At 32.7% G+C, this 12,132-nt stretch carries 11 protein-coding genes; all 11 read left to right on the top strand.

The window, feature by feature from the left end:
- The first annotated feature begins 214 nt into the window (after positions 1–214).
- Entirely contained in the window at positions 215–1,090 is an 876-nt protein-coding gene (gene cidR, locus KA893_RS06000; protein ID WP_002482286.1) for a cidABC operon transcriptional activator CidR, read from the top strand.
- Between the two features lie 244 nt (positions 1,091–1,334).
- Entirely contained in the window at positions 1,335–1,730 is a 396-nt protein-coding gene (locus tag KA893_RS05995; RefSeq protein ID WP_269461536.1) for a CidA/LrgA family protein, read from the top strand.
- Entirely contained in the window at positions 1,731–2,417 is a 687-nt protein-coding gene (locus KA893_RS05990) for an LrgB family protein (RefSeq protein ID WP_041079355.1), read from the top strand.
- A gap of 211 nt (positions 2,418–2,628) precedes the next feature.
- Positions 2,629–4,371: a pyruvate oxidase gene (locus KA893_RS05985; RefSeq protein WP_002482289.1), complete on the top strand. Its 1,743-nt coding sequence runs from the start codon at positions 2,629–2,631 to the stop codon at positions 4,369–4,371.
- Positions 4,372–4,704: 333 nt separating this feature from the next.
- A complete protein-coding gene (locus KA893_RS05980; RefSeq protein WP_037537637.1) occupies positions 4,705–6,099 on the top strand; it encodes a YfcC family protein in 1,395 nt (464 codons plus the stop codon).
- A 235-nt stretch (positions 6,100–6,334) separates the two neighbouring features.
- Positions 6,335–8,371, top strand: coding sequence for a glucose-specific PTS transporter subunit IIBC (ptsG, locus tag KA893_RS05975; RefSeq protein WP_002482295.1), 2,037 nt, complete (start codon positions 6,335–6,337; stop codon positions 8,369–8,371).
- 174 nt (positions 8,372–8,545) lie between these two features.
- Entirely contained in the window at positions 8,546–9,091 is a 546-nt protein-coding gene (locus tag KA893_RS05970) for a GNAT family N-acetyltransferase (RefSeq protein WP_069821651.1), read from the top strand.
- Between the two features lie 155 nt (positions 9,092–9,246).
- Complete coding sequence (locus KA893_RS05965) at positions 9,247–10,236, top strand: D-cysteine desulfhydrase family protein (RefSeq protein WP_069821607.1); 990 nt, start codon at positions 9,247–9,249, stop codon at positions 10,234–10,236.
- Positions 10,237–10,358: 122 nt separating this feature from the next.
- Positions 10,359–10,763, top strand: a complete 405-nt coding sequence (locus KA893_RS05960) for an acyl-CoA thioesterase (RefSeq protein ID WP_390934286.1) — start codon at positions 10,359–10,361, stop codon at positions 10,761–10,763.
- A 114-nt stretch (positions 10,764–10,877) separates the two neighbouring features.
- Positions 10,878–11,204, top strand: a complete 327-nt coding sequence (locus KA893_RS05955) for a thioredoxin family protein (protein WP_011302318.1) — start codon at positions 10,878–10,880, stop codon at positions 11,202–11,204.
- Positions 11,205–11,724: 520 nt separating this feature from the next.
- Positions 11,725–12,126, top strand: a complete 402-nt coding sequence (locus KA893_RS05950) for a GNAT family N-acetyltransferase (RefSeq protein WP_241092734.1) — start codon at positions 11,725–11,727, stop codon at positions 12,124–12,126.
- Positions 12,127–12,132: the final 6 nt, after the last annotated feature.

Genomic DNA, 12,132 nt, shown 5'->3' with positions numbered 1-12,132 from the left:
TAAATAAAAGAAAATAATTTTATTTTGTACGTGTTATGATAGTTTATAAAATGTATTGAATATATGTTCTGTATTCATTTTTTTAGTTGAAATGTCTAAAGTGGGATGTAAGCCTAATAGTAACTTAGGTTTCAGTCCTACGATATTATTGAATTATTGAAATTTCAACGTATACTGAATAATATTAAATAAATATATGCAAAGGAGTGAATACATGGACATTAAACATATGAAATATTTTGTTGAAGTTGTTGACCAAAAAGGTATGACGAATGCTTCAAAACATTTATTTATCGCTCAACCGACAATAAGTAAAGCGATTAAAGATTTAGAACAAGAATTAGATATGACATTGTTTGATCGCAGTAAGCGACAACTTGTCTTAACCGATGCGGGTTCGATTTTTTATAAAAAATGTAAGGAAATCTTAACGTTATATAATGATGTGCCGAAAGAAATCAATAGCCTTTTAGGATTGGAAACCGGGCATATCAGTATAGGATTGTCTGCTGTGATGAACATGAACCAATTTATTAATATTTTAGGTGAATTTCATCAAAAATATCCTAATGTTACCTATAGTCTTGTCGAAAATGGCGGGAAAATGATAGAAACACAATTAATTAATGATGAAATCGATATAGGCATCACAACATTACCGGTTGATCAGTCCATTTTTCATTCTGTGACGTTATATCAAGAAGATTTAAAATTAGTATTAAATAAAGAACATCATTTAGCGAATGAAGCGCATGTTGATATGAGTATGTTAAAAGATGAAGACTTCATTTTATTTAATGAAGATTTTTATTTGAACGACAAAATTATTGAAGCGGCGAAAAATGCCGGATTTATTCCTAATACGATTTCTAAAATTTCACAGTGGAATTTTATCGAAAACTTATTGAACGCCCATTTAGGAGTCAGCATATTACCCGAAAATATTGTACATTTATTAGATAGTAGTTTTAGTAACAAAACATTAGAAGATCCAGGTATGCGTTGGGAATTAGGTGTGATTTGGAAAAAAGATAAGTACCTAAGTCATGCAACGAAACAGTGGATTGATTTTATGAAAGAAAGATTATAAAGATAAACATGTATACACTTAATAAAAGCCGAAAAGAAATCTTACATTAAATAAGATTTCTTTTCGGTTTTTATGCGTAATTCATTAGAATAAGAGGATTTATTATCTGAAATGATTAATCAAACCGCTTTCATTCATAATCATAATAGGTCATATAAAAATTCAATATTTTTATTATAAGAATAATCATTCTATACTAGTAATTGTAATCAGGAAAGCAAGTAGAAAAAAATGCAATTAAGGAATGATGCTATTGCAACAATTTAAAAAGATAATAACAGTGTTGATTCAAGTATTAGTGATTATGGGGATTACTTATTTAGGTAATGTAATTCAACGTTATATGCATATACCCATTGCAGGCAGTATCGTAGGATTATTATTATTTTTCTTATTATTACAATTTAAAGTAATTCCAGAAAAATGGGTAAATGAAGGGTCAAATTTTTTCCTAACGACAATGGTATTTTTCTTTGTACCTTCAGTAGTAGGAATCATGGATGTTGTACCAATGATTAATTTGAATTTCATTTTATTCTTCTCAATGATTCTTCTTGGTACATGTTGCGTAGCTTTAATTTCAGGCTTTATAGCTGAAAAAATGGTTAAAAATAAACAAGACGGGAATGGAGTTAATTAGATGTTGATTTTAGAAGCGATAATAATGATTATTTTAACAATAGCAATGTATATTGGCGCGAAAAAGCTACAACAAAAATTTCAAACTCCATTTTTGAATCCTGCACTTATAGCATCTATTGGTATTATTATTGTTCTATTATTATTTAGACTAGATTACAAGACTTACATGCTCGGTGGAAAATGGATTAATTATTTATTGAATTGTACGGTGGTTTGTTTAGCTTTCCCACTTTATCAAAACCGTCATAAAATTTTAAAGTATGCGCGTGTTATTTTTAGTAGTGTATTGATGGCGGTCATGTTAAATTTTGTATTTGTATTTAGTATATTAAAATTATTTGGCTATTCTAAAGAAACTATTGTAACGATGTTACCAAGATCAATGACCGCTGCAGTAGGTATTGAAGTGTCAGATCAACTAGGTGGCATTGATACAATTACGGTTATGTTTATTATAACGACAGGTTTGATTGGTAGCATTTTAGGCGCTTATTTATTAAGATTAGGAAGATTTAGATCTTCAATTGCTAAAGGAATGACTTATGGTAACGCATCACATGCCTTTGGTACTGCTCAAGCACTTGATATTGATTCAGAAACTGGTGCTTATAGTTCAATTGGTATGATTTTAACAGCAGTTCTAAGTTCAATTGTTTTACCTATACTCATACTATTTTTATACTAAATAGGTATGCGTTATAATCAATTTGTACATTTAAGTAATGATTTGGTATCAGTGAGCTGGAGTTAAATGAAATTAATGTAAATATTTTAAAGAACTACTCCTTTATTTAAAAAAAGATATTAGAAAATCAGCTTACTGTTCCACATCTATCTTAAAATCAGCTTAAAAATTCGATTGAAGTCGATTTAAAAAATGAAGGGAGTTTTTAATAATGGGCAAGATTAAAGCAAATGAAGCATTAGTAAAAGCATTACAAGCATGGGATATTGATCATATTTATGGTATTCCAGGTGACTCAATAGATGCAGTAGTTGATAGATTAAGAACGGAAAGAGATAATATTGAGTTTGTCCATGTGCGTCATGAAGAAGTCGGAAGTTTAGCTGCTGCAAGTTACACTAAACTAACAGGTAAAATTGGTGTCGCATTAAGTATTGGTGGTCCAGGTGTTGTACATTTACTTAATGGTATGTATGACGCCAAAATGGATAACGTACCGCAACTTATTTTAGCAGGACAAACAGATAGTACTGCTTTAGGTACAAAAGCTTTCCAAGAAACTGATATTAGTAACATGGTTGATGATGTTGCTGTATATAAACATCAAATTTCTGAAAATGATAAAGACGTATTTGGTATCGTGAATGAAGCGATTCGCACAGCTTATGAGAAAAAAGGTGTTGCGGTGTTAATTCTTCCAAACAACTTATTAAATAATAAAGTTAAAGATACTACAAGCAAAGGTGTAGATACTGCACCTCCAGCAAGAGTTGCGCCAAAACCTCGTAGTGTTAAAAAAGCAACTAAATTAATAAATAAAAGTAAACGTCCAGTGATGTTACTTGGTACAGGTGCGAAACACGCTAAAGATGAAGTACGTGAATTTATCGAAGCATTTAAAATCCCAACAATTGTTACGTTACCTGCGAAAGGGATTCTTGCAGATGACCACCCTTATAACTTAGGTAATTTAGGTAAGATTGGTACGAAAGTATCTTATCAAACAATTCAAGATGCAGACTTATTGATTATGGTAGGTACGAACTACCCTTATGTAGATTATTTACCTAAGAAAAATATTAAAGCAATTCAAGTCGATACAAATCCTGAAAATATTGGACACCGTTTCGATGTAAATGCTGGTATCATTGGTGATAGTAAATTAGCGTTACAACAACTAACTGATTCAGCAAAACACGTTAAAAATCGTGATTTCTTAAATAAAACACTTGAAAGAAAAGCGACTTGGGATTCATGGATGGCAAAAGATATGGCAGACAGCAGTTCGCCTATCCGCCCTGAACGTCTCATGGATGCTATCAATCAAGTTAGAACAGATGATGCCATCTTCTCTATTGATGTTGGTACTTCAACTGTTTGGTCTACGCGTTATTTAAACTTAACTGTAAATAACAAATTTATCGTTTCAAGTTGGTTAGGTACAATGGGTTGTGCATTACCTGGTGCTATTGCAGCAAAACGCGCTTACCCAAATCGCCAAGTTGTCGGTATTGCTGGTGACGGTGCTTTCGAAATGGTTATGCAAGATTTTGCAACTGCCGTTCAATATGATTTACCAATGACAATTTTTGTATTAAATAACCAAGAATTATCATTCATTAAATATGAACAACAAGCAGCGGGCGAATTAGAATATGCAATTAATTTCACAGATATGGATTTAGCAAAATTTGCTGAAAGCTGTGGCGGTGTTGGTTATACATTGAAAGATCCAAATAGAATTGACGAAGTAGTGGAAGAAGCAATGTCTCAAGATAAACCAACAATAGTAAATGTTTATGTTGATCCAAATGCTGCACCATTACCTGGTAAAATTGTTAAAGATGAAGCAATTAATTATGGTAAATGGGCATACAGATCTATTACAGAAGATAAAAAATTAGATTTAGATGAAATCCCTCCAATGTCAACTGCCGTTAAACGTTTCTTCTAATAGTTAAAACGGAACGTAGCAACGTGTTTATTTGACTAAAATAATATTTAAAAATGGATAACTAGGTTGCTATAATTTAATAATTTAGTTATTGATTTTCTATTAGAATAGCAGGCCAAGATGTTTAATAATATCTCGGCCTGCTATTTGTATTTTGTTTTCGTTTTTTGTCGCTTTAGTATTGATTAAAATTAGGACTATGGGATAATAGAGTAAGCGCAATATTCTGATAATTATATATGTAAATGGCATAATATAAAAATAAGACTTATACAAATTTTAAATAAATGAACATTTTAAAGCGTACTTATAGTTGGGAGAGGAAGTTAAAATATGGGGAAACATAGCTTTAGGCATTTACGTATAAAAACACCACATACATATGCACTGTTACTCATGATCATCATTATTTCTAGCATATTAACATATTTAATTCCTGCTGGAGAATATGCCAGGGAGAAAAAAGATGGGCAGACGCTTGTCGTTCCTGGTTCGTATGAACAAGTACAACAGCACGGTGTTTCATTTTTCGATATTTTTCGTGCAATTCCAGAAGGATTGATGAGTGGTGGCGAAATTGTATTTTATATCTTTCTTGTAGGTGGCGCGTTTGGCATTGTACATAAAACGGGTGCATTTGAAAATGGTGTAAATAAAGCAATGCAATCATTAGGAAAATATAAAGTGCTGATGATTCCATTGACGATGACGATTTTTTCAATCTTAGGTTTTTCAATTGGTTTAGCAGAAGAAACAATTATTTTTGTACCTATTGGGATCATCATTGCACGTACTTTAGGTTATGATGCGCTTACTGGTGCTGCTATGGTTATATTAGGCGCAGCGAGTGGTTTTATGGGTGGTATGTTAAATCCGTTTACTGTAGGTGTTGCTCAAACAGTAGCAGAATTACCGATGTTTTCAGGATGGGGTCTACGTTCCATCATCTATATTTTCATTTTAATTGCCGCTATCACTACAGTGATGTTATATGCGCGTAAAGTTAAGCATGATAAAACAAAAAGTTATGTTTATGAATTAGAACAATCTGAAGGACATACGGTTACGTCCATGCATATAGCTCGTTTTACCAAAAGACAAGCATGTGGTTTAGGCTTAATCGTTCTAGCAATTATCTTAAATGTATACGGTATTTTTTCATATGGTTGGTCATTCAATGAAATGAGTGCGAATTTTATATTGGCAGGTTTACTTGCTGGATTTATTGGTGGACTTGGTTTAAATGGTACATTTGATGCAATGATTGATGGTATGAAAGATATTTTGTTTGGGGCAATGATTGTAGGATTTGCTAAGGGGATTATTGTTATTTTGGAAAACGGACAAGTCATAGACAGTATTGTCTATGGTATGACGACATTATTAAATGGTGTTCCATCAGCATTAGTCATCATCGGAATGTTCATTTTACAATTCATGTTAAATTTCTTTATTCCATCTGGATCGGGACAAGCGTTGACGACCATGCCGCTTATGGTACCGATATCGGATTTATTAGATATTAATCGTCAAATCACTGTATTAGCATTTCAATATGGTGATGCAATAAGTAATGTATTATTTCCTACGTCGGCTATTTTAATGGGCGCTTTAGCAGTCGGTAAAATCACGTATACACAATGGTTGAAGTTTGCTTGGAAGATTATTTTAACTTGGGTACTTATCTGTTGTATTGGTATGTCGATTGCATTAATTGTAGGTTACTAATCACAAGGGTATTTAGATTGAGATCAAAAAAATAAAATAAATTTGCAATTAGTTATTGTATCTTTAATGAAAGCGTTATATAATATAAAAAATAATCGTCAAATTGCGTGTTACTGGTTAGGCAGGCATGAGCAAACATAATAACTATCTGAGATAGTCTGTTTGTTCATGTCTTTTTTTGTGCGCTTTTTGGTGGTTTTGATAAAATTTTAAATTTTTGAAGGGATGTTTTTATATGTTTAAAAAGCTATTTGGACAGCTACAGCGTATTGGTAAAGCATTAATGTTACCAGTCGCTATTTTACCTGCTGCCGGGCTATTATTAGCAATTGGTACTGCGATGCAAGGTGAATCGTTACAACACTACTTACCATTTATTCAAAATGGGGGGATTCAAAGTGTCGCAGAAATGATGACCGGTGCCGGAGGTATTATATTTGATAATTTACCTATGATTTTTGCGATGGGTGTCGCAATTGGGTTAGCAAGTGGTGATGGAGTTGCAGCTATTGCAGCATTTGTAGGTTATCTTGTAATGAACAAAACAATGGGTGCATTTTTACATGTATCTCCTGATAATGTAAATGATGCAGCGAGTGGCTACGCAAGTGTGTTAGGTATCCCAACATTACAAACAGGTGTATTTGGCGGTATTATTATTGGTGCACTAGCAGCCTGGTGTTATAACAAATTCTATAATATTTCGTTACCGTCTTACTTAGGTTTCTTTGCAGGTAAACGTTTTGTACCTATTATGATGGCAACAACATCATTCATATTAGCGTTTCCAATGGCATGGATATGGCCGAGTATTCAAACAGGCTTAAATGCATTTAGTGAAGGTTTACTTGACTCGAATACTGGATTAGCCGTATTTCTCTTTGGATTTATTAAACGATTATTGATACCGTTTGGGTTACATCATATCTTCCACGCACCATTCTGGTTTGAATTTGGTGCATGGAAAAATGCAGCTGGAGAAATGATTCATGGGGATCAACGTATCTTCATTGAACAAATACGTGAAGGTAGTAAATTAACTGCAGGTAAATTTATGCAAGGTGAATTTCCAGTGATGATGTTTGGTCTCCCTGCAGCAGCTTTAGCCATTTATCATACAGCAAAACCTGAAAATAAAAAAGTCGTAGCTGGCTTAATGGGATCAGCTGCATTAACTTCTTTCTTAACAGGGATTACAGAACCATTAGAATTTTCATTTTTATTTGTAGCGCCAGTATTATTCTTTGTGCATGCAATATTGGATGGTTTATCATTCTTAATTTTATATTTATTAAATGTACATTTGGGATATACCTTCTCAGGAGGATTTATAGACTACGTCTTACTAGGTGTATTACCAAACAAGACACAATGGTGGTTAGTGATTCCTGTAGGTATTGTGTACGCCTTTATTTATTACTTTGTCTTCCGATTCTTAATTTTAAAATTCAAGTATAAAACACCGGGACGCGAAGATAAACAAGCACAATTTACAAATTCATCAGCAAGCGAACTTCCATTTAATGTATTGAAAGCAATGGGTGGAGAAGAAAATATTAAGCATTTAGATGCATGTATTACAAGATTACGTGTGGAAGTAAAAGAAAAAGATAAAGTTGATGTAGCAGGATTGAAAGCATTAGGCGCATCAGGTGTGCTTGAAGTAGGAAACAATATGCAAGCCATTTTTGGTCCTAAATCAGATCAAATTAAACACGACATGTCCTTGATTATGAAAGGTGAAATTACAAAACCTCAAGAGACGACAGTTACGGAAGAAGAAAGTGAAGAAGTAGTTCATATCGAACGTGCGTCTGAAGTAAACATTTATGCGCCAGGAAATGGTCAAGTTATACCGTTGTCTGAAGTGCCAGACCAAGTCTTTGCGCAAAAAATGATGGGCGATGGTGTTGGGTTTATACCAGCTGACGGTAAAATTGTTGCGCCATTCGATGGTACAGTGAAAACCATTTTTCCGACAAAGCATGCCATTGGATTAGAATCAGATCAAGGTCTTGAATTATTAATACACATAGGCATAGATACGGTTAAGTTGAATGGGGAAGGTTTTGAAAGTTTTGTAGAAACAGATGATAGAGTCCATAAAGGACAAGTACTGATGCAAATTGATTTAGATTATATAACAGCCCATGCACCAAGTACGGTTACGCCATTAATTATTACTAATTTAGAGGATAGACAATTATCTGTAGAAGACGTCAAAGATGTAACAGCAGAACAATTAATCATTAAAGTGATAGATGACAAATAAATGTTGTAAACTAGGATGAAACACTTGAGTTCATCCATATAGTATAGGAGTAGAATTTTGAGATCTCATCATAGATTTCAAAGCTACTCCTATTTTATTTTGTCTAAAGTATTGAAATATTCTGAAAATATAAATATCATGAGAGATAACAAATAAATGATCGCAGGTGAACGTATGAATTATAGACCAGCAATGAATGTAATGCCCAATGTTTCGCTAATACCGCCAGAGTTAAATATGGCGGAAACTTTATATGATTTGATTAAAAGTAATTTTTCACATTTATGTCCATTTTTAGATTTTATTAAGGAAGATGTAACCGTTGAAGATGAAAAAGCATATTTGAAAATGATGATACAGCAGCATGCAGAAAATAAGGCTAGGTTATTTATGATTTACTACGAGGAAACGATGATTGGTACGATAGATTTACATCATATTGATCAAGCTAATTACAAAGCAGAGGTTGGATATTGGATAGCAGAAGGCTATACAGGGAAGCAAATTGTTACAAAATGCGTTAAACAGTTATGCCATTACGTTTTTGAAACATTATCACTGAATAAATTAACTATTATGGCGGATGTTAACAATATAGCGAGTTGTAAAGTAGCAGAAAAAGCGGGCTTTAAATTTGTTGCAACAGATTATGAAGATGTGTTTAATGGTGAACGCTTTAGAGATATGAATCGCTATGTACTGTTGAAAAGAGATTTTTAAGCGCAGGTAGAACTACTTCTTTTAAAATCAATGCATAATAATTACAGATGATTACTTAAGTAAAAATATATTATCGAAGCGGAACGAAAAGCATGAAAAATATTTTCCGGAAAATAAAGCGTTAGCGATTTGACACGTATGAAGGAGATTAAAGGATGTTACATAATAAATTAGATATTGCCAATTTAAATACACCAATTCAAAAATTAGATCAGTTAAGTGATGCATTAGGAAAAAATATTTATATTAAGAGAGATGATTACACTGGATCAGAAATATCAGGTAATAAGGTGCGTAAACTCGAGTATACAATGCAATATGTATTAGATCATGGATATGACACTATTATAACAACCGGAGCAATTACATCGAATCACGCACGTGCTACAGCTGCCTTGTGTGCTAAGTGTAATGTATCATGTCATCTTGTTCTAAGAGGAGAGATGGCAGAATATGAAGGGAATCTATTTTTAGATGCAATGTTAGGTGCGCATATACATATCATCGAACCAACAAGTTCTCGGGAAGATGCGATGGATAAGCTATATAAGACATTAGAAGGACAAGGGAAAACACCATTTTTAATTCCAGTGGGTGCTTCGGATTGGATAGGAACACATGGTTACGTTAATGCGTATAATGAAATCATAAAGCAACAGGATGAGCTGAAAGTACATTTTGATTCAATCAATGTTGCTGTTGGTTCTGGTGGTACGTATGCTGGTCTTTGGTATGGGCAAATGATTAACTGTGAAACTACGCAAATTATAGGTTATGCAGTAGACCAAAGTGCACATGCATTCAAAAATAAAGTGATAGAGATAATAAAGCAATTAGATGAAACAATTCAATCATACGAGACAATTACGATAAACGATGCTTATATTGGACTGGGATATGGTAAAGCAACTGACGAAGAATTACAATTTTATATCGATATTGCACAAAAAGAAGGCATTATACTAGATCCAACATATACTGGAAAAGCTTTTAGAGGTTTAGTTCATGAAATAAAATCTGGTGCGTATGATAATCAAGACAACATTCTATTTATACATACGGGTGGACTACAAGGCTATACGCAAGAGAAACGTTTACGTTTGCAAACGATGTTGCATAAAATAGATCTTTCATTATTAAAGTAAATTTAACTTTTACAAAGAATAATCGCATTTTTAACAATAAACTCAAACAAATGCAATTTGCTAGTTATATACTTATAATATAGAGGATAGATAAATTAAAGGTTGTTTGAGGAGCGAATAGGATTATGACTGAAAGAAAATTAGTGGCTGAAAGAAACTTTGAAGTAAATGGATATGATATTGATGCGATGGGCATAGTAAGTAATATTGTATATATAAGATGGTTTGAAGATTTACGAACTGACTTTATTAATCAATATATGCCATATTCTGATATGATGAGTCAACAAATATCGCCTATTCTAATGAATACAGAAGCAGAATACAAAACACCCATTACCATACATGATAAACCCGTAGGACGTTGTTATTTAGTAAAAGCAAGTAAACTACGTTGGGAATTTGAGTTTGAAATTGAATCAGAGGATGCAGTGCATTGTATAGGCAAACAAAGTGGGACATTTTTTGATTTACAAAAGAAAAAAGTAACGAGATTGCCGGAAGTATTTCAAACGATTTTAAGCTAATCATAATATGTGAAAAAGTGTAAATATGATATTACAGTGAGCAAAATAATTGATTGTCCAAAGCAATACAGTACATAATGATATTCAATTTATGTTGTAGAGGTGGTGTTCAAAATGCCAAAAACATTAACATCGATAGAAGCGTTTCATGAATTTATTGCAGAGCATAGGCTTGTAGTCATTCATATCATGAGAGATCATTGTAGCGTATGTCATGCTGTATTACCTCAAATTGCGGGTATAGTGAATGAGTTTCCTGATGTTCCATTAGGTGTGATTAATCAAAGTGAATTAGAGGAGATTGCAGGAGAATTATCTATCTTTACTGTGCCTGTAGATTTAATTTACTTTAATGGTAAAGAAATGCATCGTCAAGGTCGATTTATTGATATGCAACAATTTGAACATCAACTGACTTTGATGTATAAAAGCATGGTATAACAGAAAGATTTGTATTAACTATATATAAAAAATGTATACAACCATCACGTTGATATAACGAAGCATGAGTCTGGGACATAAATAGTTGTCTCAGACTCTTTTTCGTTTAGGCAGTAGATGACTGAATTAAAAATATTAAGTCTCACTTGTTCTTTTGCAAAAGCCTATGTATGCCACGTAAAAATGCTAGTGAGACTTATGCATGAGCTTTAGCTCAAGTAAACCTTTATCCTCGTCATCTTTGCCTTGATTGCATAGTTGGGGCTACGAAATCTCTATTAAAAAATTTGATTTCTGTCACACTTCCATGCTTTTATTTTTAATTAAAAAAGTTGTGTTAAATTGAAACAAGAAAAATCAGATAAATTATATCTCAATTATAAAAAGTAATGTATGATAAAGTTAATTTATAGCATTAAGGGGGATGTTTATGCGTATCGAAAGAATCTGTCCAAATGAAGCAGAAGCACTTTATAATTGTATGAAAAAGATAGATTAAAAAACGCAATATATGCTTTATTTGCCTGATGAAAGAAGTTTTGATAAAGATAAACTGAGTGAAGATATAAAAAGGAATTTTTACATAGGTGTTAAAACGGACGATAATCAAATATTAGGTTATTTATCTGTCCATATCAGTATGTTAGCTAAAGTTAGACATATTGGATATATTGTGACTGGCTTAATCAATGACTTACATCAACAAGGCTTAGCGACGCAAATGTTTAATGAAACAATCAAATGGGCACAACGCAAAGGATTAAGGAGGCTAGAATTAACGGTGATTACTTCGAATAAACCAGCAGTTAACTTTTATGAAAAGTTAGGTTTTAAAATTGAGGGAATTAAGCATGAATCTGTTTTTATGGAAGAACATTATTTTGATGAATTATATATGGCAATGATGCTAAACCAAGATTAAAATTTA

Origin of the sequence: Staphylococcus sp. GDY8P126P (assembly GCF_017891965.1) — a bacterium.
Lineage (GTDB): Bacteria > Bacillota > Bacilli > Staphylococcales > Staphylococcaceae > Staphylococcus > Staphylococcus saprophyticus.
This window is presented reverse-complemented; position numbering and strand designations above follow the sequence as displayed.